This window comes from Pseudomonas shirazensis (assembly GCF_050496565.1).
GTDB lineage: Bacteria > Pseudomonadota > Gammaproteobacteria > Pseudomonadales > Pseudomonadaceae > Aquipseudomonas > Aquipseudomonas shirazensis_A.
In genome coordinates this window covers 175,019-201,316 of record NZ_JBNWAE010000009.1, presented here as the reverse complement: position 1 = coordinate 201,316, position 26,298 = coordinate 175,019, and the positions used below count along the sequence as shown (strand labels likewise).

Genomic DNA, 26,298 nt, shown 5'->3' with positions numbered 1-26,298 from the left:
GGTTAACCTTCCATGTTTTTCTAGGTGTGTGCTAAGTATGGCTAATAAGCGATTTTACCCGATTTTCGAGCAAGGCTACGCTCCAGTGACAGATTTTGCGTAAAGATGTTTTTTCTATTTCTGCGAACGTTTTGTAATTCTTTATTGATCCAATGGCCGTTTTTAGTCGATCACTGTTCGTCCAGACCACTAGGACCAGATCCCATTCAGCGCTTGAATGCCCATGACGTTTCTAAGCGCCGCGTGATCAGTCGGATGGTTAACACGTAATAGTACCGTGTCGCCTCACTCCGCCGGCTAATGCAATGTTCGAAAAACCAGTCCACGTGCTTTTTCTGCCAACCCCACGGTGTTTCTCTCTGCCAGCGTTCTGCAATTTCAGCCTGAATGATTTTGGCCTGGCGAACGTGGTGTTGCCGCGTTGCGTGTGAGCCGGTCAGAACGCCAGCTAAAAACAGCTCCATATCGAATGGTTTACTCATACCCGACCACCAATGTAGGCGGCGACCACGTCGATCCGCCCGTGCCCCAGTTCGCAGCTGATTTGCCACCGGGCCTCAAGATCAAGGTTTCCTATCTACCTGGCAACATTGGCCGCCGTTGATTGGCGCGGGGTATTGGGTGATCTGCTCGTAGCGCTTACATGCGTACGCCGCTCGTAGCTCATGGAAGCCCTTGAGGTTGTGTGCATGAAGGATGACACGCGCAGGGTGGATGATTTCTTGCAGAAATGTCAGGTAGCTTTCGTGTCGCGCAATCAGATTGCGGCTACCCATAGGTGATACCTGCCGTGCAAACTCAAGCGCCTCGCGAACATGATCGTCCACTGTAATCCATCGCGGCGCCGAGGCTCCGGAGCGACCGCCTTTGGTGCCATCCTGAATGTTGATCCTGCCAAATTCGTTAGCCTCACGGCTCAGCCGTGGCAGGTCAGCCAAGATGGCCTCACGCAAGCGCATGCCGGTGGCTCGCGCCAACAGAACGATCGCGGCGGCCCGCTGCTGATCATGGCGGCAAAGCGCATCAACGATTTTCTTAAGCTGTTCGCGGTCCTGGCCTTGTGGGGCCAATTGACGAACCCCGATGCGCTGCATACCCAATGCCATGCTCGGACTAGGCAATTTCACGTACTGATCACCGCGAAGCGCTGCCATAGTTCTGTTAACGCTGGATAGCCGGTTTTGTGCGGTGCTGACAGCGAGGTCACCGCGCCTAACCACGTCGCGCAGATACGCCGCATAGTCGGCCAATACCTTCCGATCAATCTGCCGCGCATCACTAATACCGGGCCCCTGTTCGGAGCGGCACCACTTCACGAAGGCCTGCCACTGATCGCACTGCGCCTTGACCGTGCCGTAGTGGCCACCGCCGAACATGTTTTTTAGCGCCTGCGGCTCTGCATAGCTCAATTGTCTGCCGTAACCGAAATTGCGGCCATCGCGTCTACCTATCAATGCCATGTCGATCACCTCATCTGCCGTTCTCTGATCCTCGCCCCACGTCATCCCGCCAAGAATGCTGAGTGTTATCAGGGATCAAGGTCCCTGCGACCTGTGGGGATGTCCTCTAACGCGGGACTGGCGGCTCCTTACGTCCGGGGGCAAGGGCATCTCATGATCTGGCCTCCTGAGCACCGTTACCGGTGGGCGGGTGGAGGCTGCATTGGCTGACGAGACCAGTGCCGCGAGATCCTGAGCCGGGTGAACGCAGCGAGGCGATGACCGGGGCATACCTGACTGTCAGTCAGGTGCAGTCCATTCCCTGGTCTGCGGCACCATCATCTGCATGGCTGTTGCTGGTGACATCGGCGTTTGTCACGCCGATTGTCACGAGGGGAGTTGCCGCTGAGCCATGTGCGATCAGGGCTGCAGCAGTGTCAGGAGCGCCCGTCTCTTTCCGGTGAAAGAGACGGGCGCAGGTTGGCGCACGCGAAATGGCCAAGCGGATAGGTTGCTGCTGAGCAGATGGGTAGGGTGGTTGCCGCAGGGGCAACGATATTGAGTTGGCATCCATCACATGGGTAGTGACCGTACGAGCTGCCGGACGCGAATCGTACTTGCGGGTGATCCACCGCCATCTCGGCATGCCGATAGAGCGCACCGCCTTCAAAGGACTCCTTGGACTGCTTGATTACTGAGGCCGGCCAAGTCACGGCGCATTCCACCATCCGGGTAATCTCGGTTGCGCTTGGGTAGTGAGCGATATCGATATCACTCTCTATGCGGGCAGGGTGGAGAACTCAACATCACCTTGCCGGTGTATTTGCTGAGTCAGATTGGTGCTTTTGTAAAAAGCCATCCGGAACACAAAAGCCGATCTGGTTTGTTGGCTGAGGTTGCTCTGAAAGTTCTTCAGAACAGCTGAGGTGGGGTGTTTGCGAAAAGATGTGTATGCGGTGGTCGTGGCAGTAGGGGGGGGCTATTTGGCGGGCTCTGCGGTTGGGGTTGGGATTGCTGGGGCCGCTTTGCGGCCCTTTCGCGACGCAAGGCCGCTCCTACGCCGATCGTGTTTGGGCTGGATTAAGTGGGTGGGCTTGGGGCGTTTTGAGAGAAGTGTAGGGATCTCACGTTGGGCGTGATTATGAGCGGGATGGGCGGAGCGGCGGGATGGTTGGGAAGGGGGGGCGTAGTGGGCTTGCAGTTTTGGCATTGTTGCTGAAACCGCTGGGGCCGCTTTGCGGCCCTTTCGCGACACGAGGCCGCTCCTACAGCGGGGCGGCGGTGTTGCTGGGGTGGAAACGAAAAAACCCGCCAGAAGGCGGGTTTTTCGTGTGTGTGTGGTGCCGGCACCAGGAATCGAACCCGGGACCTACTGATTACAAGTCAGTTGCTCTACCATCTGAGCTATACCGGCACAGGGGCGCATTATAGCTATCCGAGCAGCCGTGTAAACCACTTCCTTGCAATCAATGCAAAAAGCCGTAACTCACCGGCCTGAAAGGAGAAATTTCCTACCAGCCGCGGTGGATGGTGTTTATGCCTGGCTCGGCCTTGGCGGGGTTGAAAAACAGCTTGTCGTTGTCGCAGCCGCGCTTGCGGCAGGGCTGTTCGACGTGCAGCGGCAGGCCGCGGTCGCCGCCGAGTTGCATGGCGGGGGTGTCCCAGCCCAGGGCTTTGTCGGGGGTGTGGCTGGTGGTGTTGGTGCAGCCGGTTAGGGCCATGGCGAAGCTGAGCAGGGCTGTGGATTTGATCGGGATCACGATGTCGAAGTCCGTTCGGTGACAGTCTTTGTTGCGGGCAATTGTAACTCAGTAGGCGCGGGCGAAGGCGGGTGGCCATCACGCTTTCGGACAATTCTGAAAATGCTTATGCACAAGCGGCATGCCAGGATTGCCGTTCGGGCATACCGTTGGTCGTAACCGCCGGTCTTTGCGCAAAGTGCTGTTTTTGCTGGGCTTGAAGGTTTAAGCGAATAAGCAGGCGGCCCTAAATAGCCAGTTGGATCCACCAATCCGGCAATTTCATCAAAAGCTTGTGCACAGACTTATCCACAGGTTGCTCATCACGCGCGCTCGGCCAAAAGTAGCAAATTGCGGGGTGTAAGGGCGTAGTCGCAGAACAGTCCAAGGCGCACGTTGTAGCCTTGTTCCTGCATGTATAGCGCTCGATCGAGCACCAGCCATAACTCCAGCGGGCGGCGGAACAGGTTGCGTACGCGCTCGAGGTTGCGCACCTGGGCGAGGCGTTGCCAGCCGGCGGCTTCGAGTGCCTCCCAATCGGGGTTGCCTGTTAGGCGCACCTGTTTGAGCGCGGCGAGGTCCTGGCAGTACTCGGAGAAGGTCTTGTCCAGCCAGCTGACGGGCAGCGATGGCGTCGGCAGATAGCTGTCGCTCTGGCGTTGCTCGCGTTGCAGCAGGTCGAAGCCGAGGCGGCGGGCCATCGAGGTGTCGCGCTGACGGCGGACGCGGGCGCCGGCGGTGACGGTTTCGCTCAAAGGGAGGCCGAGATCGTCGAGGTCGAGTTGCAGGGTTGAAGCGCGGGCTGGGCTGGACAGGGCCTGGTAGGTGTCAGCCTGGATACGGTTGTAGCAGCAGGGTGCCAGTGCGATGTGTTGGCAGCCTTGGCTGGCGGCTAACTGCAGCAGGCGCACGTGCAGATCGCCGCAGGCGTGCAGGGCGACCACGCTTTTGCTCTGGTCGAGGCAGCGAGCGCTGTCGGCGGCCATGACGTCTTGGTGCAGGTGCTGGGCGGGCAGCTTGTGGTGGTCGCTGAGGGCCTGGCCGGCGGCGACCAGTTCGGGGTTGTACTCGAGGCAGGTCAGTTGCTGGCCGGGCTGCAGCAGGCGGCGGCCGAGGTGGCCTTTGCCGGCGCACCAGTCGAGCCAGTGGTGGGTCTGTTGACGAAAGCCGAGGCGGCGGCTGAAGGCTTCGATCTGCTGCCACTTGCGCCCGGGCACGTTGACGTCGAGGCGGTGGCCGGCGGGTGGCAGGCCTGCGTCGGGCAATTCATCCAGTGCGGTCAGTTGTTGGGCTTGGGTGGCCAGCTGTGGATAAGGTGCGGGCGCGAGGTGCGGGTCGAGGCTGGCTTCGGCGTCTTCGAGGGAGCGTTGGCGCAGCCAGCTGGCGAGTTCTGGGTAATGCTGTTCCCAGTCGATCTGCAAGGCGGTGAAGGGCCTGGGCTTCCACAGCGCTTGATGCTCGACCAGAAACTGGTCGAGGGCGTGGAAGCGGGCGAGTAGCTGTTCGGTTTCGAGGATGGCCATGGACGCCTTAGCGCCCTTGGCAGGCGTCCACCCGCAACCAGCGTTCTAGCAGCTTGAAGCCTTGCACCAGCAGGAACGAGATGACCAGGTAGAACAAACCGGCCGCGAAGAAGATCTCCACCGGCAGGTAGGTGCGGGCGATGATCGTGCGGGCCATGCCGGTCAGTTCGAGGAGGGTAACGGTGCTGGCCAGGGCGCTGGCCTTGAGCATCAGGATCACTTCGTTGCTGTAGGCCGGCAGGCCGATGCGCGAGGCGCGTGGCAGCATGATGTAGAACAAGGTCTTGGCGCGGGACATGCCCAGCGCCCGCGCTGCTTCGATTTCACCCTTGGGGATCGCCTGCAGTGCGCCACGCAGGATCTCTGCGATGTAGGCGGCGGTGTGCAGGGTCATGGTCAGCACGGTGCACCAGAACGGATCGCGCAGGTACGGCCACAGCACACTGTTGCGCACGGCTTCGAACTGGGCGAGGCCGTAATACACCAGAAACAGCTGCACCAGCAGCGGCGTGCCGCGGAAGAAGAAGATGTAGCCGTAGGGCAGGGCGCGCACGTACCAGTGGCGCGAGGCGCGGGCGACGCCCAGCGGGATCGCCAGGATCAAGCCGGCGATCACGGCAATGGCCACCAGCTCCAGGGTCAGGGTCGCGCCCTGGGCCAGGCGTGGCAGCCATTTGATGATGACTTCCCAGTTCATTATTCAGCCCTCACGAAGCCGCGAGCGGCGCGTTTTTCCAGGAAGTACATGCCGGCCATCGCCACTACGGTGAGGCTCAGGTAGATGCACGCGGCAACCATGTAGAAGGTGAACGGCTCCTTGCTCACGGTCACGGCGATCTGCGAGTGACGCATGATTTCTTCAAGGCCGATCACCGACACCAGCGCGGTGTCCTTCATCAGGATCATGAACAGGTTGCCCAGGCCCGGCAGGGCGATGCGCCACATCTGCGGCAGGATGATCCGCGAGAGGATGCGGCCTTTGGACAGGCCCAGGGCCATGCCCGCTTCGCGGTGGCCCTTGGGGATCGCCAGGATCGCGCCGCGGAACACTTCGGTGGCGTAGGCGCCAAAGCACAGGCCCAGCGCAATCACGCCGGCGGCAAATGCGCTCAGCTCGAGGCCGGGCATGTTCAGGGCTTCGCCGAGGCTGTTGACCAGGCCGACAGTGCCGAAATAAATCAGCAACACCCACAGCAGCTCGGGAATCCCGCGCACCAGGGTCGAATAGAAGCCGCCAAGCCATTGTAGTGGCTTGATGGCAGAAGTCTTGGCAAGGGCGCCGAGCAGGCCCAGGATCAGCCCCAGCAGCAAGGCGCAGAGCGCCAGTTTTACCGTCATCAGGGTGCCAGCCATCAAGGCCGGACCGAATCCGTGCAGGTCAATATTCATTGATTAGGTGCGTTCTAGGGACCGACACGCCGCAAGGGCGTGCCGGTCGGGCGAATCATTCGATGCTGAACGGGAAGTACTTGTCGTTGATCTTCTTGTACGTACCGTCGGCTTTGATTTCTTTCAGGGCAGCGTTGAGCTGGTCGCGCAACTTGTCGTCACCCTTGCGCACGGCAATGCCGATCTTGTCGCTGTCCATCACTGGCTCGCCTTTGAACTCATAGGCTTTGCCGTCGTTGGATTTGAGCCACTCGTACTGCACGTACTTGTCGGCGAGGATGGCGTCGACGCGGCCGGAGATCAGGTCGAGGTAGGCGTTTTCCTGGGTGTCGTACAGCTTGATCGTGATGTCATCGCCGTAGTTGTCTTCCAGCCAGGTGCCGGCCAGAGTCGCGCGCTGGGTGCCGATGGTCTTGCCCTTGAGCGAGGCCTTGTCGGTCTTGAAGTCGACGTTCTTCGGCGCGATGAACTGCAGCTTGTTCGAGTAGTACGGGTCGGTGAATTCTACCGCTTGCTTGCGCTCGTCGGTGATCGACAGCGACGACACCAGGAAGTCGAACTTCTTCGCGTTCAGGGCAGGGATGATGCCGTCCCAGTCGGAGGTGACGACCGAGCAGTCGACTTTCATCTTGGCGCACAGGGCGTCGCCGATGTCCTTGTCGAAGCCGACCACGTTACCGCTGGCATCCTTGTTGTTGAACGGCGGGTAAGCCGCTTCGATACCCATGCGCAGTTTGTCTGCGGCCAGGGCATTGGCCGAGAACACCAAAGTGGCGGCAGCGGCCAGGAGAAACTTCTTGTAGGTCTGCATGTATTGCTCCGTTAGCGGTGGCTGGACATGAATTGCTTGCAACGCGCCGAGTTCGGGTTTTCGAAGACCTGCTGCGGCGTTCCTTGCTCTTCAACCAGGCCCTGGTGCAGGAAAACCACTTCACTGGACACCTGGCGGGCAAAGTTCATCTCGTGAGTTACCAGCAGCATGGTACGGCCTTCGTCGGCCAATGCGCGGATAACGTTAAGCACTTCCTGGACCATTTCCGGATCGAGCGCCGAAGTTGGCTCGTCGAACAGGATCACCTTGGGCTTCATGGCCAGGGTACGGGCAATGGCGGCACGCTGTTGCTGGCCACCGGAAAGCTGGGCGGGGTAGCTGTGGCGCTTGTCGAAGATGCCGACTTTGTTCAGCAGTGCTTCGGCATGTTCAGTGGCTTCGGCCTTGCTCTGGCCAAGCACGCGACGCGGCGCCTCGATGATGTTGTCGAGGATCGACATGTGCGGCCACAGATTGAAATTCTGGAAGACAAAACCGATTTCGCTGCGCAGGCGGTTGATCTGGCGGTTGTCCGACGGGATCAGGTCGCCGTTCTTGGCGGCCTTGAGCTTGAGCTCTTCACCGGCTACGAGGATCTGCCCTTGATGCGGGTTTTCCAGCAGGTTGATGCAGCGCAGCAGGGTGGACTTGCCGGAACCGGACGATCCGAGGATCGAGATCACGTCACCATCGCGCGCGGTCAGGGAAATGCCCTTGAGAATTTCCTGGGTGCCGTAGCGCTTGTGCAGATTGCGGATTTCCAGCGCGGGCGTGGCCTGGGCCATGTGCGGTCCTCTTCGGTTCGGGTGCGTTCCCAGCTGTTGGCGGCCTTCCTGGCGAGCGCCACGCTAGCATAGCGGCTCATTGACAGCCAACGGGGTCGCAAGGGGCTCGGGTCGCTGGCGGGGCAGTTTGTCGCATCGTTGCAGTGCAACGTCGCGAGGATGTCCGCCGGCCTTGTGCCCAGCACCAGAGCCTTGATGAAAAAAGGCGCGATGGTGCCAGTTTTGCACCGCACTGGGAAGCCGTTTTTAGCCGTAGTGGCTACTGCCGTCTTTCTCGCTTGAAAAGAGGTTGCGCTGATGGTTGCACCTGAGCGCTTCGATTTTGTGCGCGGGTGTTACCAAGGAGCACCTTTGGTGCATTTGTAAGTGGGTATTTCAGTAATCTGCTCAGCACAAGCCGATTTGATGAGCATTCGGCCAGGCCTTGGCCGAATGCTCTGCAGGCCGCGCTGTGATTGATGTTGGGGCTGGCGCTGGTGAGAGAAGCACTGAGATGGCGCGGTAATTGCGACAGGATATTTCCAGAATGCAGCGACGCCTACCTAAATCCCGGGTGCGCTGGCCAGTCATTCAGGTAGTCCACCTCCTTACAAAGGTAGTTTTATGAGCGGTAAGCACAATTCCAATGACCTCGCTCAGGGGCTCAAATCGCGTCACGTCACCATGTTGTCCATCGCCGGTGTGATCGGCGCCGGGCTGTTCGTTGGCTCCGGCCACGCCATTGCGGCGGCCGGCCCAGCCGTGCTGTTGGCCTACGCGGCAGCCGGTACCCTGGTGGTGCTGGTGATGCGTATGCTCGGCGAAATGGCGATCGCCTCGCCCGACACTGGTTCGTTCTCGACCTACGCTGATCGCTCGATCGGCCACTGGGCCGGCTTCACCATCGGCTGGCTGTACTGGTGGTTCTGGGTGCTGGTGATCCCGCTCGAAGCCAACGCCGCGGCCGCGATCCTCAATGCCTGGTTCCCGGCGGTTGATCTGTGGGCGTTCTCGCTGTTGATCACTCTGGCGCTGACCATCACCAACCTGTTCAGCGTGAAGAACTACGGCGAATTCGAGTTCTGGTTCGCGCTGCTCAAGGTGCTGGCGATCATCGGCTTCATCGTGGTCGGTTGCGCGGCCATGTTCGGTATGGTGCCGGGCAGCCAGGTCAGCGGCGTCAGCCACCTGTTCGACACTCAAGGCTTCATGCCCAATGGCCTCGGCGCAGTGCTGGCAGCCATGCTGACCACCATGTTCTCGTTCATGGGTACTGAAATCGTCACCATCGCCGCCGCCGAATCGAAAGACCCGGGCAAACAGATCAGCAAGGCCACCAACTCGGTGATCTGGCGGATCTGCCTGTTCTACCTGGTGTCGATCTTCCTGGTCGTGGCCCTGGTGCCGTGGAACGACCCAGCCCTGGCGGCCACCGGTTCGTACCAGACCGTGCTGAGCATGATCGGCGTGCCGAATGCCAAGCTGATCGTCGACATCGTCGTGCTGATCGCCGTGACCAGCTGCCTCAACTCGGCGCTGTACACCTCCTCGCGCATGCTCTTCTCGCTGAGCAAGCGTGGCGATGCCCCGGCTGTAGCCCAGCGCACCACCAAGGCGGGTACGCCGCACTGGGCGGTGCTGCTGTCGACCGCTGCGGCGTTCCTCTGTGTGTTCGCCAACTTCGTCGCGCCGGCGCAGGTGTTCGAGTTCCTGCTCGCCAGCTCCGGCGCGATCGCTTTGCTGGTGTACCTGGTGATTGCCGTGTCGCAACTGCGCATGCGCAGCCAGCGTGAAGCCCGCGGCGAGAAGATCGAGTTCAAGATGTGGCTGTTCCCGGGCCTGACCTGGGTGACCATCGCCTTCATCGTCGCCGTGCTGGTGGTGATGGCGATTCGTCCAGACCACCGCATTGAGATCATCGCCACCGCGTTGCTGAGCCTGGCTGTGGTCGCTGCCGGCCTGCTGGTGCAGCGCAAGCGCAAGGCGGCTGTGGCAGCCGGGCGGGTTGTGCTGAGTAACTGACCTGCCGGCTCGTTGAACTGAATGCAAAAAGGCCGCGCTCTGGATCAGGGCGCGGCCTTTTTACTGTCGCGACGCAGCCGGTGTAGGAGCGGCCTTGTGTCGCGAAAGGCCCGCAAAGCGGGCCCAACGATTTGCGGTGCTGCACAATTCCTGGGGCCGCTACGCGACCCTTTCGCGACGCAAGGCCGCTCCTACAGGGAGGGCGTTGTGGCGGGCTTAGCCGAACTGCTTCTGTTGCAGTTGCTGCTTGGCTACCACTTCAGAAGCCGCTACGTAGGCTTCCTGGAACTCGTCGCTCTCCAGCCAGGCCATGGTGGTTTCTTCGTCGGCACCGTCCAGCCAGGTGCGGTAGGCGGTGAACACCAGCACGATGTAGTCGGTGGCGTGCTCTTCCTTGTGGCCTTTGAGCACCAGGGTCAACAGCGGGTCGACCAGGAACACCGCAATCATCGCCACCAGGCCGGTCTCCTGGGCGGCTTTCATCTTGCTGAACAGCTCGCTGTAGCTGTCCGACTCCAGTGCCTTGTTGAAGATCTGCTCGACGCTGGCGCTGTCACCGGCGCTCGCCTTGACTGCCTGGCCGCTACGCACCATGCGGTTTTGCTTGGCTTTGCTGGCGGCGCGCTTGGCGCGTTTTTGCTGCTTGGTGTTGGAAGCCATGGGGCCTGAAATCCTTGGAGGGGCAAAAGTGCGCGTATTGAATCGCACTTGCCCGACAAACCCAAGAGGCACGCGTCGCGATCAGGCGGCCGGCGCCTCATCTTCTTCAAAGCCGCGCGATGCCCGGCCGACCAGCAGCGGGTCGGGCGCATGGGCCACGCGCAGGTCCTTGCCGGGATACTCCAGCGAATGCAGGAAGTGGCGGATGCAGTTGATCCGCGCGCGCTTCTTGTCATCCGACTTGATCACCGTCCACGGCGCATCGCCGGTGTCGGTATGGAAGAACATCGCCTCTTTGGCGCCGGTGTAGTCGTCCCACTTGTCCAGCGACTTGATGTCGATCGGCGACAGCTTCCAGTGCTTGAGCGGGTCGTCCCGGCGTGAGACGAAGCGGCGCAGCTGCTCTTCGCGGTTGACCGAGAACCAGTACTTGAACAGCAGGATGCCGCTGTTGGTGAGCATCCGCTCAAGGTCCGGCGCCTGGCGCATGAACTCCAGGTATTGCATCGGGGTGCAGAAATCCATGACCCGCTCGACCCCGGCGCGGTTGTACCAGGAGCGGTCGAAGAAGACCATTTCCCCGGCGGTCGGCAGGTGCTGGATGTAACGCTGGAAGTACCACTGGCCCTGTTCCTGCTCGGAAGGCTTCTCCAGCGCCACGATGCGCGCGCCACGCGGGTTCAGGTGCTCCATGAAGCGTTTGATGGTGCCACCCTTGCCGGCCGCGTCACGGCCCTCGAACAGCACCACGATGCGCTGGCCGGTGTCCTTGGCCCAGCTCTGCACCTTGAGCAGCTCGATCTGCAGCTCGGTCTTGGCCTTCTCGTATTCGTTGCGGCGCAGCCGGGTGCGGTACGGGTAGTTGGCAGGCAGGCGGGCCGAGGTGCTGTCCTCGTTGCTGCCTTTGCGTGCGGTAGCTACCTGCAGCGCGGCGGGCTGCTGGCTGATGCTGAGGATCGCCGGTTCGGCGCTGACCTTGGCGGCCGGCTTGCGCTGGCGTGGGCGACGGCTGCGCGGGGCTGGTGTGGCGCTTGCGCTGAGGCTGGCGCTGGTGTCGGCAGCAGGGGTGGGGGAGAGAAGCGGGGTGGATTCGTCGCTCATGGAAATCCTTGCGGGTCGGTTCGAGTGTCCACCGATCATGCTAAGGAATGCTGGCAACGGGCCTGTTGATACGGATCAACAGCGGGGTATGAATAAAGTGCGGGCATAAAAAAACCCTGAATCTTTCGATTCAGGGTTTTAGTGTTTTGGTGCCCAGAGACGGAGTCGAACCGCCGACACGAGGATTTTCAATCCTCTGCTCTACCGACTGAGCTATCTGGGCAACGGGGCGCATTAAAAGACTTTTTCAGGTTTGCGTCAACGACTTTTTGAAAATTTTTTAAATTAATTCCGTCGCTTACGCTTTTACGGGGTCATTCGCTAGGCGGAACGTAGCCTTCGGCCTTGGCGTAGTCCTCGCCGGAGAAGTACTTGTCCATTTCCACCTGGAGGAATTTGCGGTCCTCGGCGTTCATCATGTTCAGGCGCTTCTCGTTGATCAGCAGGGTCTGGTGCTTGAGCCAATCAGCCCAGGCTTGCTGGGAGATGTTGTCGAAGATGTCCTGGCCCTTGGCACCCGGGTACGGTGGGCGCTCAAGGCCGGGCAGTTCCTGGTGGTATTTGCGGCACTTCACGGTGCGGGTCATTGCGGCTCTCCTGCAATCAATTCGTCGGCCGCGCGTTTCAGCAACTTCTTGACCGGGGCGGCGAGGCCCAGGCGCGGCGGGGTGGCGAGGTTATACCAGAGCCAGTCAGGCTCGGCCACGTGCGTGCCCAGTGGGTCGACGCGCACCAGCCAGGGCTCGATGGCCAACTGGAAATGGCTGAAGGTGTGGGTCAGGCCGTCCAGCGCCTGCGTGCCGTTCAGGCGCAGGCCGTGCTGATAGGCGAGGTCATCGAGCTGCTTGAGGTCATCCAGCTCAGGCAGGCTCCACAAGCCGCCCCACAGGCCCGTAGACGGGCGCCGGTAAAGCAGGATGGCGCCCTCGCGGTTGGCCAGCATCGGCATCAGCGTGCGCCGCTGTGGCAGCGCCTTGCGCGGCTTGGGCTCGGGGTAGTGGGTTTCCTGGCCGAGCAGGTGCGCTTCGCAGCCGCGCTGCAGCGGGCAGATCAGGCATTTGGGCTTGCTGCGGGTACACAGGGTTGCGCCAAGGTCCATCATCGCCTGGGTGTAATGGTTGGCCCGCGCCTGTGGGGTATAGCGCTCGGCGGTCGCCCACAAGGCATTGGCAACCTTGGGTTCGCCCGGATAACCGCCCTGGGCGGTGAAACGGGCCAGCACACGCTTGACGTTGCCGTCGAGGATCGGCGCGCGGATACCCATGCTGATGCTGGCGATAGCGCCGGCAGTAGAGCGGCCAATGCCGGGCAGCTCGGTGAGCTGCTCGACACTGCGCGGGAACTCGCCACCGTGTTGGCTGACGACGATCTGCGCGGCTTTCTGCAGGTTGCGGGCGCGGGTGTAGTAACCGAGCCCGGTCCACAGGTGCAGCACTTCGTCTTCCGGCGCTTCAGCCAGCGCCTGCACGGTAGGCAGGGCCTGCATGAAGCGGTCGAAGTAGTTCAGCACGGTGCTGACCTGGGTCTGCTGCAGCATGATTTCCGAGACCCACACCCGGTACGGGTTGATGTCTTGCTGCCAGGGCAGGTCGTGGCGGCCGTGCTGGTCATACCAGGCCAGCACGGCGCCGGAGAATTGCTCGGGGCTCATCGTTTGAACAGCCCCTTGAGCGCGTCTTTGAGTTCCGGGCTGACTTTGTCGCCCAGCTTCTCATCGAGTTTCTCGTCGATCTTGTCCTTGAGGCGGTTGCCGGCCAGCTTGGCCGCGACCTTGCCCAGGCCGTCCTGATCCAGGCGGCAGGCTTTGGCACCCAGTTCCAGCGGGCCACGGCAACGCAGTGGCAGCTCGACGCCGACAAAGCGCTCGTTGACCTGGCAGGCAGGGTCCGGCATGGCGCGCTGGTCACCTTCGACCACCACGCCAACGCGGTAGTCCATGCCCAGCACGCGCAGGTCGAGATCGCCCTGGCCGTTGACGGTCAGGCCGGGGATGCGCGCCTTCAGGTCAGGGTTGCTGGCCACGCCGTTACGCACTACCAGGCTGCCGCGCAGCTCTTCGAACGGAGTGTCCTTGCCGCGCGGGTCGCCGCTCAACTGTTTGCGGTTGAGGGTGGCGATGGCCTGGCACAGCTGCTGCTCAAGGTTGGCATTGACCAGCACACCATCGTTGATGGTGAAGTTGGCGTTGCCGTTGAGGGTGTCGATCAGCGCTTTCTGGCTGTTGCCGCTGGCGGTGAGGTCGCTGCTCAGGGTCAGCAGGCCTTTGACTGGCGGCGCCTGTTCCGGGTTGTCGGACTTGATGAAGTGCTCGACCGGGACCCGGTTGATCTTGGTGTTGATACCGATCTGCGGCACGGCCGGGCGTACGTCGACGCTGCCGGTGGCTTCGAAGGTGCCGTTGTAGAGCTCGCCGCGCAGGCTTTGTAGAGTAATCAAACCGCCCTGGCCGCTGGCTTTGAGCTGGGCATCGTTGATCGGCAGCTTGTCCAGGGTCAGGGCGCCAAAGCTGAGGTCGGCCTGCAGGTCGAGGGCACGCAGGCGGTCGACCGGCAGCAGCTTGTCGGTGCTCCAGGCAACCTGGGTCGGTGCGCTTGGCAGCGGCGAGCTGCCGGCACCGGCAACGGCGGTTGCTTCCTGCTGCTGGACCTCGGCCTGACGCGCCGCCTTGGCGCCCTTGGCCTGCTCGCTTTTGGCCGGGAAGTAGCGATCGGCGTCGAACTTGTCGCCTTTGAGCTGAATGCGCAGGGCTTGCTTGGCGAAGTCTTCAACTGCAACACGGCCACTGAAGCTGCTGTCATCCAGTTTCACGGCCAGGCCTTCCAGCGCCAGGCTGGTCGGGCTGGCGCTGAGCCGGCTGACCAGTTCCAGTTTGCTGAATGCGGCCGGGTCGGCAGTGGCTGGCAATGGCTGGCCGATGCTGTCGAGGAAGGTGCGCAGGTCGAACTGGGCGATGGAAATACCGCCGCCGACCAGCGGCGTCTTGTCCAGCTCGCGCACGTTAAGCTCACCCAGTGCGCGCAACTGGTTGGCGGAAATCTTCAGCCCGTTCCAGGACGCGACGTTGGCCGCCATGTCGACCAGCAGTTGGCCTTGAGCGGCAAAGGTCATGGTCTTGCCGGCAAACGGCTCGCCCGAGGCTTCGCCAGACAGGCGCATGTCTTCGAGGTTGTAGCGCTTGAGCTTGCGATCAAAGCGCAGTTCGCCGGCCAGTTCGCTGCGCACCTTGATGTTCGGCTGCGCGGCGCTGATGAAGGCGCTGGCCTTGAGCGGGATGTTCGCCCCTTCGTGGACCGCGCCGGTGCTCAGCTGGATGCTCTCGGCGGTCAGGCTCTGGCCAGTCTTGGCATCGGTGTACTGCACGCGGGCGTTGTTCACGGTGAGGCTGTCGATATCCAGCTTGACCGAGCGCTCGCTGGCGCTGTCTTCGCTGCGCGGCGATTCGCTCGGCGCTGGCGCAGGCTGGCCAGGCGTGGTGCTGGCCTGGGTCGGCAGTGGCTTGCCGATGTCCTGCCAATTGCCGTGGCCGTTTTCGTCACGCACCAGGCTCAGGTTGAGGCCTTCGACGCGCACGTCGCTCATCTGCACTTCGCGGCGCAGCAGTGGCAGCACGCGCACCGACAGGCCGAGCATCTGCAGGTCGGCAAACGGTTCGGTCGGTTTGTTCAGGGTGGCGATGCTGGCTTCATGCAGCTCCAGGCCCAGCCACGGGAACAGGCTCCAGCCAATGTCACCGTTGAGGGTCAGCTCGACATGAGCCTTGTCCCGCGCCAGCTGGCGAATCTCGTCTTTATAGTCGTTGGGATCGAAGAGGTGGGTCAGGGCGAAGCCCAGTGCCACGATGATCAGCAGCAACCCGAGAAGCCCCAGCCCCAGGATTTTGCCGAACGCTTTCATGGGCGAGTCCTTGTAGTCCGAAATGAAAATTCAAGCGCCAGAGTATAGCGCCGTGGCTGGTTAGCCTGAGTACCCGCCGGTAGATATAGGTTATTTCCTACCTAAGTATCGGTTTCGCCGGGTTGCGCAGCCTGGTTCTACTCAGGCTGATCAGTTTCTGACCGCCAGCTACTCTACAGTTCAGCTGGCTTGCGCAGGTGGCAAGAAAATAACGATATCAGATTGCTTCCATTGAGCGTTTCAGCTGGTTAATCTTGCGCCGCTTTCGCCGCATTACGCGACCGATTGTCGCGGATGGCGTGAATATCCGATCGCAGCGTGCGTGCCGCCAACCCGGCCGAAGAGCCGAAGGCACCGTCTACTTATAAGAGGAAACACCATGAGCAGCAGTACTGCGGGAGAAGCGGCGCGCGCGCCGGGCTTCCTGTCCAAGGAGCGCATCATCGCCCGGCCGGGCTTCAACCGTTGGCTGGTGCCGCCAGCAGCCCTGGCAATCCACCTTTGCATCGGCATGGCGTACGGTTTCTCGGTGTTCTGGCTGCCGTTGTCGCAAGCCATCGGCATCACCGCACCGGTTGCCTGTTCGGCGGACATGGGCTTCATCGCGCGGATGTTCAGCGCCGAGTGTGACTGGCCGATCTCGATGCTGAGCTGGATCTACACGCTGTTCTTCGTCTTCCTCGGTTGCTCGGCGGCCGTACTCGGCGGCTGGCTGGAACACGCCGGCCCGCGCAAGGCTGGCCTGGTTTCGGCGCTGTGCTGGTGCGGTGGCCTGCTGATCTCGGCGATCGGCATCAAGACTCACCAGCTGTGGCTGATGTGGCTCGGCTCGGGGGTGATCGGTGGTATCGGCCTGGGTCTGGGCTATATCTCGCCAGTCTCGACTCTGATCAAATGGTTCCCGGACAAGCGCGGCATGGCGACCGGCATGGCGATCATGGGCTTTGGCGGCGGCGCGATGGTCGGTGCGCCTCTGGCCACTGCACTGATGGGCCATTTCGGCAGCTCGGTTGAAGTCGGCGTATGGCAGAGCTTTGTGGTCATGGCGGCGATCTACTTCGTGTTCATGACCGCTGGCGCTCTGACTTACCGCGTACCGCCAACCGGCTGGAAGCCTGAGGGCTGGACGCCACCGGCGAAAAAGGCCAACGCGATGGTCACCGACCGTCACGTGCATGTCAGCGTTGCCTGGAAAACCCCACAGTTCGCGCTGGTCTGGCTGGTGCTGTGCCTGAACGTTTCGGCCGGTATCGGCATCCTCGGCATGGCTTCGCCACTGCTGCAGGAAGTGTTCGCCGGCAAGCTGATCGGCAATGAGCTGAGCTTCAACGAGCTGAACAGCGCGCAACTGGCGCAGATCGCGGCAATTGCCGCTGGCTTCACCGGCCTGCTCAGCCTGTTCAACATTGGTGGGCGGTTCTTCTGGGCGTCGTTCTCCGACTATATTGGCCGCAAGAACACCTACTTCGCCTTCTTCGCCCTCGGCGTCGGCCTCTACAGCCTGGTGCCGAACATGGGCCATCTGGGCAACGTGGCGCTGTTCGTGGCGGCGTTCTGCATCATCCTGTCGATGTACGGTGGTGGTTTCGCGACGGTGCCGGCCTACCTGGCTGACCTGTTCGGTACGCAGATGGTCGGTGCGATCCATGGTCGCCTGCTGACTGCCTGGGCTGCTGCTGGCGTGCTCGGCCCGGTGCTGATCACCTACCTGCGCGAGTCGCAGCTGGCGGCCGGGGTTGCCCGTGCGGCGGCCTACGACATGACCTTGTACATCCTCGCCGGCCTGCTGGTGCTGGGCTTCATCTGCAACGCCCTGGTGCGTCCGGTAGCCGACAAGTACTTCATGACCGATGCCGAACTGGCAGCCGAACGTGCGCTGAGCCACGACAAAGGCGTCGACAGTGCTCGTTCGCTGGAATGGCACGCCGCGCCGGGCAGCCTGCCGCTGGTGCTGCTGGCCTGGGCCGTGGTGGTGATCCCGCTGGCGTGGGGTATCTGGATTACCCTGCAAAAGACTGCCGTACTGTTCCACTGACAACCGTGCTGGCTGGCTTTAATGCCAGCCAAACCGGGCCAAACGCGGGTAAATTCGTTGTCGCAGGGTGCTGTTAGCCCGGCTGTCAGCGGGTTTACCCGCGTTTGCATTTGCCCCGGCGACTTGCCATATGTCATCCGCGTTTCAAGCTGGCGCGTTCTAGGCCTATAATGTCGGCCTTTTCGCCCAATGATTTTGCGGAGCTGGTGATGGTCGAACGTAAGGCTTCCGTCGAGCGCAATACCCTGGAAACCCAGGTGAAGGCCTCGATCAACCTCGATGGCAGTGGCAAGGCCCGATTCGATATCGGCGTGCCCTTCCTTGAACACATGCTCGACCAGATCGCCCGGCACGGGCTGATCGATCTGGACATCGAATGCAAGGGCGACCTGCATATCGATGATCACCACACCGTCGAAGACGTCGGCATCACCCTCGGCCAAGCGTTTGCCAAGGCCGTTGGCGACAAAAAAGGCATCTATCGCTACGGTCACGCCTATGTGCCGCTCGATGAAGCCTTGTCGCGTGTGGTCATCGACTTCTCCGGCCGCCCAGGCCTGTCGATGCACGTGCCTTACACCCGGGCTTCGGTCGGTGGCTTCGATGTCGACTTGTTCCAGGAGTTCTTCCAGGGCTTCGTCAACCATGCGCTGGTCACCCTGCACATCGACAACCTGCGCGGGCACAACACCCACCACCAGATCGAGACCGTGTTCAAAGCCTTCGGCCGTGCCCTGCGCATGGCGGTCGAGCAGGACGAGCGCATGGCCGGGCAAATGCCGTCGACCAAGGGATGCCTGTAAATGCAGACCGTAGCCGTAATCGACTATGGCATGGGCAACCTGCACTCGGTGGCCAAGGCGCTTGAGCATGTTGGCGCCGGCAAGGTGCTGGTCACCAGCGACGCCGCGGTGATCCGCGAGGCCGACCGCGTGGTGTTCCCCGGTGTAGGCGCGATCCGCGACTGCATGGCCGAGATTCGCCGGCTGGGCTTTGACAGCCTGGTCCGTGAAGTCAGCCAGGACCGGCCGTTTCTCGGCATCTGTGTCGGCATGCAAGCGCTGCTCGAGCACAGCGAAGAAAACGACGGTGTCGATTGCATCGGTTTGTTCCCCGGCCAGGTGCGCTTCTTCGGCAAGGACCTGCAAGAGCAGGGCGAGCACCTCAAGGTGCCGCACATGGGCTGGAACGAAGTCAGCCATGCCATCGAGCACCCGCTCTGGCATGACATCCCCGACCGTGCCCGCTTCTACTTCGTGCACAGCTACTACATCAATGCCGGCAAGCCTGGCCAGGTGGTCGGTCGCGGCCACTATGGCGTCGACTTCGCCGCAGCGCTGGCCGAAGGCTCGCGCTTTGCCGTGCAGTTCCACCCGGAGAAGAGCCATACCCATGGCCTGCAATTGCTGCAGAACTTCGCCGCCTGGGATGGCCGCTGGTAAATGAGCAAGTCGCGGACCAAGCCACCGATCCTGACCCTCGCCCCTGAACAGGAGCGCGAGGCCCTGGACAAGCTCAAGCGCTTTCTTGAAGACCGCTTCGAGCTTGAGCTGGGGTCGTTCGAGGTGGCCGAGGTCCTCGACCTGTTTTCCCGAGAAGTGGCTCCGTATTACTACAACAGGGCGATTGCCGATGTTCAGCTGCACCTCAAGGAGCGGTTCGAGAGCATCGAAAGCGACCTGTGGGCGCTCGAGAAGCCCTGAACCCCAACGATTAGACAGGTTGCCAAGATGCTGATTATTCCCGCTATCGATCTCAAGGACGGTGCTTGCGTGCGCCTGCGTCAGGGCCGTATGGAAGACTCCACGGTGTTCTCCGATGACCCGGTGAGCATGGCCGCCAAATGGGTCGAGGGTGGCTGCCGCCGCCTGCACCTGGTTGACCTCAACGGCGCCTTCGAAGGCCAGCCGGTCAACGGCGAAGTGGTCACGGCCATCGCCAAGCGCTACCCACAACTGCCGATCCAGATCGGCGGCGGTATCCGTTCGCTGGAAACCATCGAGCACTACATCAAGGCCGGCGTCAGCTACGTGATCATCGGCACCAAGGCAGTCAAGCAGCCGGAGTTCGTGGCCGAGGCGTGCAAGGCGTTCCCGGGCAAGGTCATCGTTGGCCTGGATGCCAAGGACGGCTTCGTCGCCACCGACGGCTGGGCTGAAGTCAGCTCGGTGCAGGTGATCGACCTGGCCAAGCGGTTCGAGGCTGATGGCGTGTCGGCAATCGTCTACACCGACATCGCCAAGGACGGCATGATGCAGGGCTGCAACGTGCCCTTCACCAAGGCTCTGGCCGAAGCCACGCGCATCCCGGTGATCGCCTCGGGCGGCATCCACAACCTGGGTGACATTCGTGCCCTGCTCGACGCCAAGGCGCCGGGTATCGTCGGCGCGATCACTGGCCGGGCGATCTACGAAGGCACCCTGGACGTCGCCGAGGCCCAGGCCTTCTGCGACACCTATAAAGGCTGAGGAGCAACCCATGGCACTGGCCAAGCGCATCATCCCTTGCCTGGACGTGGACAACGGCCGGGTGGTCAAGGGCGTCAAGTTCGAGAACATCCGCGATGCCGGTGACCCGGTAGAAATCGCCCGTCGTTACGACGAGCAGGGCGCTGACGAGATTACCTTTCTCGACATCACCGCCAGCGTCGATGGCCGTGACACGACCTTGCATACCGTCGAGCGCATGGCCAGCCAGGTGTTCATCCCGCTGACCGTGGGCGGTGGTGTGCGCACCGTGCAGGATATTCGCAACCTGCTCAATGCCGGTGCCGACAAGGTCTCGATCAACACTGCGGCGGTGTTCAACCCTGAGTTCGTCGGTGAGGCTGCGCAGCGTTTTGGCTCGCAGTGCATCGTTGTCGCGATCGACGCGAAGAAGGTCTCCGGGCCGGGCGAAACCCCGCGCTGGGAGATTTTCACCCACGGCGGGCGCAAGCCGACCGGGCTCGATGCAGTCGAGTGGGCGAAGAAGATGGAAGGCCTGGGTGCCGGTGAGATTTTGCTGACCAGCATGGATCAGGACGGCATGAAGAACGGCTTTGATCTGGGCGTGACCCGGGCCATCAGCGATGCGCTGGGGATCCCGGTGATTGCCTCGGGTGGTGTGGGCAATCTGCAGCACCTGGCAGACGGCATTCTGGAAGGGCATGCCAGCGCGGTGCTGGCAGCGAGTATCTTCCACTTTGGCGAATACACCGTGCCGGAAGCCAAGGCCTACATGGCGGCACGCGGTATCGTCGTTCGCTGAGCCATTGCAGGGGGCCGCTTTGCGGCCCTTCGCGGGTGAACCCGCTCCCACAGGGTTATGCGGTAGCCCCAGGTGAGCGTTGCCCCACTTGGACCGCCAGGCCCTCAAGCAACGCTATGCCTGTGGGAGCGGGCTTGCCGGGACGCCGGACCGCCGCGAAGGGCTGCGAAGCAGCCCCAATAACAATCAGCCGTGATTCTTGCCGAGCAACGCGTGGTACAGCTCGGTATCGCCGAGAATCCCGACCACCTTGTCGTTATCCTGCAGCACCAGCTTGTTCCCCGTCTGATAGCGAATCTGCAGCGCTTCGCGCATGCCGATATCAGCATGCACCACCGTCGGCCGACGGTCGAGCAACGCCACATCCTGCCCCGGCGCCCAGTTCTGCATGTCTATGCCAGTCTGGCCCTGGCGTGCGCGGGTCAACGAGTTGCCTTCGCCCAGGTCGAGCCAGGAATCGCCACTTGGGTCCAAACACACCGAGCCATTGACGCGTTTGCACTTGTCCAGCGTGCGCATCAGGCTGCGCCCGCACAGCACGTTGAGCGGGTTGGTGTGGGCAACGAAGGTGCGCACATATTCATCCGCCGGGTTCAGCACGATTTCTTCGGGCTTGCTGTACTGGATGATGCGGCCGTCTTTCATGATCGCGATGCGGCTGCCCAGCTTGAGCGCCTCGTCGAGGTCGTGGCTGACGAACACGATGGTCTTGTTCAGCTTGCTCTGCAGTGCCAGCAACTCGTCCTGCAGGCCCTGGCGGATCAGCGGGTCGAGGGCCGAGAACGGTTCGTCCATCAGCAGAATGTCGGCATCCATGGCCAGGGCGCGGGCCAGGCCGACGCGCTGCTGCATGCCGCCAGAGAGCTCGTCAGGCTTCTTGTTGCGCCATTGAGTCAGGCCGACCAGCTCGAGTTTCTCGTCCACCAGCTTGCGCCGGTCCTTCTCGGGCCGGCCTTGCATCTCCAGGCCAAAGCTGATGTTTTCGCGCACTGTCAGCCACGGCATCAGGGCGAACTTCTGGAACACCATGGCGATGCGCTTGGTGCGCATCATCTTCAGCTCGGCCGGGGTGCAGTGGGCGATGTCGATGTGCTTGCCTTCGTGCTCGACGAACAGCTTGCCGCGGCTGACCGTGTTAAGGCCGTTGATACAGCGCAGCAGGCTCGACTTGCCCGAGCCGGACAAGCCCATCAGCACGCAGATTTCGCCTTTCTGGATATCCAGGTTGGCCTTTTCGACGCCGACCACCAGGCCGGTCTGCTTGAGAATCTGCTCGCGGGTCTGGCCCTGGTCGAGCAACGACAGCGCCTCGCGCGGCTTGTTGGTGAAGATGACGTCGACGTCTTCGAATCGAATGATGCTCATGCCTCACTCCTTGCCGTAGCTTCAGGTTGCTTGCAGATACGGTCGAGCATGATTGCCAGCAGCACGATCGCCAGGCCTGCTTCGAAGCCCAGGGAGATATCAGCGGTGTTCAGTGCGTTGACCACAGGTTTGCCCAGGCCGTCAGCGCCGACCAGGGCGGCGATCACCACCATCGACAGCGACAGCATGATGCATTGGGTGACGCCAGCGGCAATGCTCGGCATTGCATGTGGCAGTTCGATGCGCGTCAGCAGTTGCCGGCGCGAGCAGCCAAAGGCCTTGCCGGCATCGAGCAGCTCTTGCGGTACGTCGCAGATGCCCAGGTAGGTCAGGCGAATCGGCGCGGCAATCGCAAACACCACGGTCGAGATCAGCCCCGGCACCACGCCCAGGCCGAACAGGGTCAGGGTTGGGATCAGGTAGACGAAGGTGGGTACCGTCTGCATCAGGTCGAGTACCGGGCGCAGGCCGGTGTAGAACATCGGTTTGTGCGCGGCGAGAATGCCCACTGGCACGCCGATGGCGACGCACACCACCGTGGCGAAGGTGACCTGGGCGAGGGTCTCCATGGTTTCCTGCCAGTAGCCCAGGTTGAGAATCAGCAGAAACGACAATGCGACAAAGGCCGTCAGCGACCATTTGCGCTGGATCAGATGCGCCAGCGCGGCGAACAGTGCGATCAGCACCAGTGGGTTGAACCAGGTCAGGGCGCTGGTCACCCCGTGAATCATGAATTCCAGGCCTTGAGCGATGGCATCGAAATAGTCGGCGCCGTTCTGCGTCAGCCATTCGACGAACGACGCGATGTACTGCCCCAGAGGTATTTTCTGATCGATAAGCATGATAGCGAGCTTCCACCTGCATAGATTGGAATCAGTCCGGGGCAGGCACGGTCCTGCCCCGAGAGAGTGCCGGTTGTGTGTCGGTTATTGCGCCAACTTGGCCTTGGCTGCCTCCAGCCCTGGTTTGCCATCTACGGTGGTGACTCCGGCGAGCCAGGTATCGAGCACTTGTGGGTTGTTTTTCAGCCACGCCTTGGCGGCTGCATCGGGCTTGACCTTGTCGTCAAGCACCTTGCCCATCAGCTCGCTTTCCATGTCGAGCGAGAACGACAGGTTCTTCAGCAACTGGCCGACGTTGCTGCACTCCTGGGTGTAGCCCTTGCGGGTATTGGTCAGCACGGTGGCCTTGCCAAAATCAGGGCCGAAGAACTCGTCGCCACCGGTCAGGTACTGCATCTTGAAGCGCTTGTTCATCGGGTGCGGTTCCCAGCCGAGGAACACCACCGCTTCACCGCGCTTCTGCGAGCGATCGACCTGCGAGAGCATGCCCGCTTCACTGGACTGGACGATCTTGAAACCGGCCGTCTTGAGGCCGAAGGCGTCCTTGTCGATCATGCTCTGGATGGTGCGGTTGCCATCGTTGCCAGGCTCGATGCCGTAGATCTTGCCGCCCAGTTCGTCTTTGAATTTGGCGATGTCGGCGAAGTCTTTCAGGCCCTTGTCATACAGCGCCTGGGGCACTGCCAGGGTGTACTTGGCGTTCTCCAGGTTGGCGCGCACGGTCTCGACGGTACCGGCGTCGCGGTACTGTTTGATGTCGTTTTCCATGGTCGGCATCCAGTTGCCGAGGAATACATCCAGATCCTTGCCTGCGGCCAGCGACTTGTAGGTCACCGGGACCGAGATCATGGTGGTGTGGGTCTTGTAGCCCAGCGCTTCGAGCACCGCACTGGTAACCGCCGTGGTTACCGTGATGTCGGTCCAGCCGACATCGGAAAAACGTACCGTCTGACACTGTTCCGGCTCTGCAGCCTGAGCCAGCAACGGTGCCGTGAGCATCGCAACCAGCAACAGCGAGGGTGAACCTTTCATAGGTGGACTCCTGTAGTTTTTTCTTCGGGTTCGCGTGGGTCGCCGGGGCTTCTCAGGGTCCGGTCGACCAGGCCTGCAGAGGGCAGGTTGCGGGGCCGTGCAATACGAGTCGCTTTCGATAATCCTCCAGCGCCGGGCAATCGCCTACTGCCTGAGTCGCATCCAGTACAGGATGGGTCGTATCCAGTACGGGCAATGTCGCATATGGATTTTTCCACCCGGTGCACCACCTCTTTGCGGCATTTGCCCAGCCGAAAACGGCTCGAACAGTACCGGAGCAGCGCCAGCACATCGCGGCGCGGCCGGACAAAAGTACGTCGGTTGCAGACGGCGAGTGGCGGCGCAAAAGGCTGATGATGCGGGTAATAGCGGCAGCTCGCAGGTTCAGCCTAGCAGTTGCCAGACGCGCCACATGGCGCGGCCAGACAAGCCCAGCAAGAGGTGTTCCGACCATGGCCATCAGCGTGTTCGACCTGTTCAAGATCGGTGTAGGGCCTTCCAGCTCGCACACTGTCGGCCCGATGCGCGCCGCAGCGCTGTTCGTCGAGGGGCTGCGCCAGCGCGGTGAGCTTGAGCAGGTGACGCGTATCGAGGTGCGCCTGTATGGCTCGCTGTCGGCCACCGGCATCGGCCATGGCACCGATCACGCCACCATCATGGGCCTGATGGGCGAATGGCCAGACGCCATCGACCCAAGCCAGATCGTCCCGCGTATCGCCGATCTGCGCGAAACCAACACCCTGCTGCTGGACAACCGCCTGCCGGTCGAATTTGTCTGGGCGCGCGACATGCTGCTGCTCGACGAGAACCTGCCGTACCACCCCAACGCCATGACACTGAAGGCCGAGGGCGCACACGGCGAGCTGCACCAGGACACCTATTACTCGGTTGGCGGCGGCTTTGTGGTCGACGCCAAGCAGGCTGCCAGCGGTGTGCTCGACGCTGACCAGACCGAGCTGCCGTACGATTTCAACAGCGCTGCCGAGTTGCTCCGGCTGTGCAAGCAAAACGACCTCAGCGTGTCGCAATTGATGATGGCCAACGAGAAGGTCTGGCGCAGCGAGGCAGAGATTCGCGCTGGCCTGATCAAGCTCTGGAGCGCCATGCAGGACTGCGTCAACAACGGCTTGAAGCACGAAGGGATCTTGCCCGGCGGGCTCAATGTGCGTCGCCGGGCAGCCAAGCTGCACCGCAGCCTGCAGGAGCTGGGCAAGCCCAACGTGATCGGCTCGACCCTCAGTGCGATGGAGTGGGTCAACCTGTTTGCCTTGGCCGTAAACGAAGAAAACGCCGCCGGCGGGCGCATGGTCACCGCGCCTACCAATGGCGCTGCCGGGATCATCCCGGCGGTGCTGCATTACTTCATGCGCTTCTCCGACGTGGTCGATGAAAGCCACGTCGTGGACTTCCTGCTGGCTGCAGCCGCGGTAGGCATTCTGTGCAAGAAGAACGCCTCGATCTCGGGCGCCGAAGTGGGCTGCCAGGGTGAAGTCGGCTCCGCCTGCGCAATGGCCGCCGCCGGCCTGGCTCAGGTGCTCGGGGCAACGCCGGCGCAACTGGAAAACGCCGCCGAAATTGCCCTGGAACACAACCTTGGGCTTACCTGCGACCCGGTCGGCGGGTTGGTTCAGGTGCCGTGCATCGAGCGCAATGCGATTGCCGCAGTGAAGGCCATCAACGCCGTGCAGATGGCCTTGCGCGGTGATGGCGAGCACTTTATTTCGCTCGATCAGGTGATTCGCACCATGCGCGATACTGGGGCTGACATGCATGACAAGTACAAGGAAACCTCTCGCGGAGGCCTTGCTGTCAGCGTCATCGAGTGCTGATCTTCTTCTGATATTTGCGTTTGATTTGGGTATGTCGGGGGCGCTTCGCGCCCCTTTCCGACCGGTCCGGCGCCCCGGCAAGGCCGCTCCTACAGGGACCGCGCAAGCAGGGAATACGCGGTCCCTGTAGGAGCGGCCTTGTGCCGCGATAGGGGTGCGAAGCGCCCCCAACAACGCCGCGAATGGCCCCTTAGAGCTCATCCCAACAGCCCCAAAATCCTCATTAACGACCACCGCGCCTCTTTTTGGTGCGCCGGTCATCTGCATTTTCAAACAAGTTGTTTAACAGGCTGATACTGGAGCGGTGACAGGGTTACATGTCGTTTAGAGACATGTTTCCCGGCACTGCTACTTAAATGCTCACTAATGATAAGGAAAAGCCCTACGGCGGGGCTTGCGGCTGGAGCCATAGCGGTAGCAGAAGCCCATGGCCGCTGGTGCGCAACGTCGTTTTTGGACTTTGTTGGCGGGCCATTCAATTTAGGCATGCCAATTGCGTTGTAATCGCTAGTGCTATCAACAGAGCCCCCGCAGACGAACTGGGGCCATGACAAGAACCAGTGCCCGCCTGAGGCACCCCTGTACTTGAGTGAGGAGAAATCGC

23 protein-coding genes, 2 tRNA genes and 1 pseudogene are annotated in these 26,298 nt (G+C 61.7%); 8 read left to right on the top strand and 18 right to left on the bottom strand.

Annotation, left to right across the window (positions count from 1 at the left end):
* Nucleotides 1–206: 206 nt before the first annotated feature.
* From ACQZ2L_RS15330 to ACQZ2L_RS15290, 9 genes and pseudogenes are all read right to left on the bottom strand, one after another.
* A complete protein-coding gene (locus ACQZ2L_RS15330; RefSeq protein WP_430326822.1) occupies nt 207–482 on the bottom strand; it encodes a hypothetical protein in 276 nt (91 codons plus the stop codon).
* Nucleotides 479–1,460, bottom strand: a pseudogene (locus tag ACQZ2L_RS15325) (integrase domain-containing protein). Before ACQZ2L_RS15325 ends, ACQZ2L_RS15330 begins: the two are co-directional and overlap by 4 nt.
* Nucleotides 1,461–2,777: 1,317 nt before the next feature.
* Nucleotides 2,778–2,853 (bottom strand) — tRNA-Thr (locus tag ACQZ2L_RS15320).
* A 97-nt stretch (nt 2,854–2,950) separates the two neighbouring features.
* Nucleotides 2,951–3,160 carry a hypothetical protein gene (locus ACQZ2L_RS15315; protein WP_430326874.1) on the bottom strand — a complete coding sequence of 70 codons (210 nt, stop codon included), beginning with the start codon at nt 3,158–3,160 and terminating at the stop codon, nt 2,951–2,953.
* 341 nt (nt 3,161–3,501) lie between these two features.
* Nucleotides 3,502–4,701: a methyltransferase gene (locus ACQZ2L_RS15310; protein WP_430326821.1), complete on the bottom strand. Its 1,200-nt coding sequence runs from the start codon at nt 4,699–4,701 to the stop codon at nt 3,502–3,504.
* Between the two features lie 7 nt (nt 4,702–4,708).
* Nucleotides 4,709–5,398 (bottom strand): ABC transporter permease, encoded by a 690-nt coding sequence (locus ACQZ2L_RS15305; RefSeq protein WP_430326820.1) that lies wholly within the window; start codon nt 5,396–5,398, stop codon nt 4,709–4,711.
* The gene (locus ACQZ2L_RS15300; protein WP_430326819.1) at nt 5,398–6,090 is read right to left on the bottom strand and encodes an ABC transporter permease; all 693 of its coding nucleotides are present in this window, start codon (nt 6,088–6,090) and stop codon (nt 5,398–5,400) included. Before ACQZ2L_RS15300 ends, ACQZ2L_RS15305 begins: the two co-directional genes overlap by 1 nt.
* A 55-nt stretch (nt 6,091–6,145) precedes the next feature.
* A complete protein-coding gene (locus tag ACQZ2L_RS15295; RefSeq protein ID WP_430326818.1) occupies nt 6,146–6,901 on the bottom strand; it encodes an ABC transporter substrate-binding protein in 756 nt (251 codons plus the stop codon).
* Nucleotides 6,902–6,912: 11 nt separating this feature from the next.
* Nucleotides 6,913–7,686, bottom strand: a complete 774-nt coding sequence (locus ACQZ2L_RS15290) for an ABC transporter ATP-binding protein (RefSeq protein WP_103435287.1) — start codon at nt 7,684–7,686, stop codon at nt 6,913–6,915.
* A gap of 603 nt (nt 7,687–8,289) precedes the next feature.
* Here ACQZ2L_RS15290 and gabP point away from each other — a divergent pair.
* On the top strand, nt 8,290–9,687 hold the full coding sequence (gene gabP / locus ACQZ2L_RS15285; RefSeq protein WP_430326817.1) for a GABA permease: 1,398 nt from the start codon (nt 8,290–8,292) through the stop codon (nt 9,685–9,687).
* Between the two features lie 216 nt (nt 9,688–9,903).
* Here the strand turns inward: gabP and ACQZ2L_RS15280 are convergent, their stop codons facing one another.
* The 6 genes from ACQZ2L_RS15280 to ACQZ2L_RS15255 form a co-directional block, all read right to left on the bottom strand.
* Entirely contained in the window at nt 9,904–10,347 is a 444-nt protein-coding gene (locus ACQZ2L_RS15280) for a hypothetical protein (RefSeq protein WP_101322508.1), read from the bottom strand.
* 81 nt (nt 10,348–10,428) lie between these two features.
* Entirely contained in the window at nt 10,429–11,448 is a 1,020-nt protein-coding gene (gene ppk2 / locus ACQZ2L_RS15275) for a polyphosphate kinase 2 (protein ID WP_430326816.1), read from the bottom strand.
* 147 nt (nt 11,449–11,595) lie between these two features.
* A tRNA-Phe gene (locus tag ACQZ2L_RS15270) sits at nt 11,596–11,671 on the bottom strand.
* A gap of 91 nt (nt 11,672–11,762) precedes the next feature.
* On the bottom strand, nt 11,763–12,035 hold the full coding sequence (locus ACQZ2L_RS15265) for an oxidative damage protection protein (protein WP_430326815.1): 273 nt from the start codon (nt 12,033–12,035) through the stop codon (nt 11,763–11,765).
* Nucleotides 12,032–13,099, bottom strand: coding sequence for an A/G-specific adenine glycosylase (gene mutY, locus ACQZ2L_RS15260; protein WP_401183995.1), 1,068 nt, complete (start codon nt 13,097–13,099; stop codon nt 12,032–12,034). Before mutY ends, ACQZ2L_RS15265 begins: the two co-directional genes overlap by 4 nt.
* Complete coding sequence (locus ACQZ2L_RS15255) at nt 13,096–15,342, bottom strand: AsmA family protein (RefSeq protein WP_430326814.1); 2,247 nt, start codon at nt 15,340–15,342, stop codon at nt 13,096–13,098. Before ACQZ2L_RS15255 ends, mutY begins: the two co-directional genes overlap by 4 nt.
* 379 nt (nt 15,343–15,721) lie before the next feature.
* Between ACQZ2L_RS15255 and ACQZ2L_RS15250 the strand changes: the two genes are divergently transcribed.
* From ACQZ2L_RS15250 to hisF, 6 genes are all read left to right on the top strand, one after another.
* Nucleotides 15,722–17,377: an OFA family MFS transporter gene (locus ACQZ2L_RS15250; protein ID WP_430326813.1), complete on the top strand. Its 1,656-nt coding sequence runs from the start codon at nt 15,722–15,724 to the stop codon at nt 17,375–17,377.
* A gap of 209 nt (nt 17,378–17,586) precedes the next feature.
* Complete coding sequence (hisB, locus tag ACQZ2L_RS15245) at nt 17,587–18,180, top strand: imidazoleglycerol-phosphate dehydratase HisB (protein WP_101323128.1); 594 nt, start codon at nt 17,587–17,589, stop codon at nt 18,178–18,180.
* Nucleotides 18,181–18,819 carry an imidazole glycerol phosphate synthase subunit HisH gene (hisH, locus tag ACQZ2L_RS15240; RefSeq protein ID WP_101322501.1) on the top strand — a complete coding sequence of 213 codons (639 nt, stop codon included), beginning with the start codon at nt 18,181–18,183 and terminating at the stop codon, nt 18,817–18,819. It begins immediately after the preceding gene.
* Nucleotides 18,820–19,080, top strand: coding sequence for a DUF2164 domain-containing protein (locus ACQZ2L_RS15235; RefSeq protein WP_101322500.1), 261 nt, complete (start codon nt 18,820–18,822; stop codon nt 19,078–19,080). It begins immediately after the preceding gene.
* 27 nt (nt 19,081–19,107) lie between these two features.
* A complete protein-coding gene (gene hisA, locus ACQZ2L_RS15230; protein ID WP_314874655.1) occupies nt 19,108–19,845 on the top strand; it encodes a 1-(5-phosphoribosyl)-5-[(5-phosphoribosylamino)methylideneamino]imidazole-4-carboxamide isomerase in 738 nt (245 codons plus the stop codon).
* 10 nt (nt 19,846–19,855) lie between these two features.
* Nucleotides 19,856–20,626: an imidazole glycerol phosphate synthase subunit HisF gene (gene hisF / locus ACQZ2L_RS15225; protein WP_101322498.1), complete on the top strand. Its 771-nt coding sequence runs from the start codon at nt 19,856–19,858 to the stop codon at nt 20,624–20,626.
* Between the two features lie 186 nt (nt 20,627–20,812).
* On the opposite strand, the gene choV is transcribed toward hisF, so the two are convergent.
* From choV to ACQZ2L_RS15210, 3 genes are all read right to left on the bottom strand, one after another.
* Nucleotides 20,813–21,991: a choline ABC transporter ATP-binding protein gene (choV, locus tag ACQZ2L_RS15220; RefSeq protein WP_430326812.1), complete on the bottom strand. Its 1,179-nt coding sequence runs from the start codon at nt 21,989–21,991 to the stop codon at nt 20,813–20,815.
* Nucleotides 21,988–22,836: a choline ABC transporter permease subunit gene (gene choW, locus ACQZ2L_RS15215; RefSeq protein ID WP_178080849.1), complete on the bottom strand. Its 849-nt coding sequence runs from the start codon at nt 22,834–22,836 to the stop codon at nt 21,988–21,990. The genes choV and choW overlap by 4 nt, the downstream gene beginning before the upstream one ends.
* Nucleotides 22,837–22,917: 81 nt before the next feature.
* Nucleotides 22,918–23,865 (bottom strand): choline ABC transporter substrate-binding protein, encoded by a 948-nt coding sequence (locus tag ACQZ2L_RS15210; RefSeq protein ID WP_430326810.1) that lies wholly within the window; start codon nt 23,863–23,865, stop codon nt 22,918–22,920.
* A gap of 452 nt (nt 23,866–24,317) precedes the next feature.
* Between ACQZ2L_RS15210 and ACQZ2L_RS15205 the strand changes: the two genes are divergently transcribed.
* Nucleotides 24,318–25,694, top strand: coding sequence for an L-serine ammonia-lyase (locus ACQZ2L_RS15205; RefSeq protein ID WP_430326809.1), 1,377 nt, complete (start codon nt 24,318–24,320; stop codon nt 25,692–25,694).
* Nucleotides 25,695–26,298 lie beyond the last annotated feature (604 nt).

Bases quoted from the DNA above. Each gene is read 5' to 3' on its own strand.
- ACQZ2L_RS15250 (WP_430326813.1), top strand. From the start codon at position 15,722: ATGAGCAGCAGTACTGCGGGAGAAGCGGCGCGCGCGCCGGGCTTCCTG.
- mutY (WP_401183995.1), bottom strand. From the start codon at position 13,099: ATGAGCCCCGAGCAATTCTCCGGCGCCGTGCTGGCCTGGTATGACCAG.
- gabP (WP_430326817.1), top strand. From the start codon at position 8,290: ATGAGCGGTAAGCACAATTCCAATGACCTCGCTCAGGGGCTCAAATCG.
- ACQZ2L_RS15290 (WP_103435287.1), bottom strand. From the start codon at position 7,686: ATGGCCCAGGCCACGCCCGCGCTGGAAATCCGCAATCTGCACAAGCGC.
- hisA (WP_314874655.1), top strand. From the start codon at position 19,108: ATGCTGATTATTCCCGCTATCGATCTCAAGGACGGTGCTTGCGTGCGC.
- ACQZ2L_RS15210 (WP_430326810.1), bottom strand. From the start codon at position 23,865: ATGAAAGGTTCACCCTCGCTGTTGCTGGTTGCGATGCTCACGGCACCG.
- ACQZ2L_RS15310 (WP_430326821.1), bottom strand. From the start codon at position 4,701: ATGGCCATCCTCGAAACCGAACAGCTACTCGCCCGCTTCCACGCCCTC.
- ACQZ2L_RS15300 (WP_430326819.1), bottom strand. From the start codon at position 6,090: ATGAATATTGACCTGCACGGATTCGGTCCGGCCTTGATGGCTGGCACC.
- ACQZ2L_RS15295 (WP_430326818.1), bottom strand. From the start codon at position 6,901: ATGCAGACCTACAAGAAGTTTCTCCTGGCCGCTGCCGCCACTTTGGTG.
- ACQZ2L_RS15235 (WP_101322500.1), top strand. From the start codon at position 18,820: ATGAGCAAGTCGCGGACCAAGCCACCGATCCTGACCCTCGCCCCTGAA.
- ppk2 (WP_430326816.1), bottom strand. From the start codon at position 11,448: ATGAGCGACGAATCCACCCCGCTTCTCTCCCCCACCCCTGCTGCCGAC.
- hisB (WP_101323128.1), top strand. From the start codon at position 17,587: ATGGTCGAACGTAAGGCTTCCGTCGAGCGCAATACCCTGGAAACCCAG.
- ACQZ2L_RS15255 (WP_430326814.1), bottom strand. From the start codon at position 15,342: ATGAAAGCGTTCGGCAAAATCCTGGGGCTGGGGCTTCTCGGGTTGCTG.
- ACQZ2L_RS15205 (WP_430326809.1), top strand. From the start codon at position 24,318: ATGGCCATCAGCGTGTTCGACCTGTTCAAGATCGGTGTAGGGCCTTCC.
- hisF (WP_101322498.1), top strand. From the start codon at position 19,856: ATGGCACTGGCCAAGCGCATCATCCCTTGCCTGGACGTGGACAACGGC.
- choV (WP_430326812.1), bottom strand. From the start codon at position 21,991: ATGAGCATCATTCGATTCGAAGACGTCGACGTCATCTTCACCAACAAG.
- ACQZ2L_RS15305 (WP_430326820.1), bottom strand. From the start codon at position 5,398: ATGAACTGGGAAGTCATCATCAAATGGCTGCCACGCCTGGCCCAGGGC.
- ACQZ2L_RS15330 (WP_430326822.1), bottom strand. From the start codon at position 482: ATGAGTAAACCATTCGATATGGAGCTGTTTTTAGCTGGCGTTCTGACC.
- ACQZ2L_RS15315 (WP_430326874.1), bottom strand. From the start codon at position 3,160: ATGGCCCTAACCGGCTGCACCAACACCACCAGCCACACCCCCGACAAA.
- ACQZ2L_RS15265 (WP_430326815.1), bottom strand. From the start codon at position 12,035: ATGACCCGCACCGTGAAGTGCCGCAAATACCACCAGGAACTGCCCGGC.
- ACQZ2L_RS15280 (WP_101322508.1), bottom strand. From the start codon at position 10,347: ATGGCTTCCAACACCAAGCAGCAAAAACGCGCCAAGCGCGCCGCCAGC.
- hisH (WP_101322501.1), top strand. From the start codon at position 18,181: ATGCAGACCGTAGCCGTAATCGACTATGGCATGGGCAACCTGCACTCG.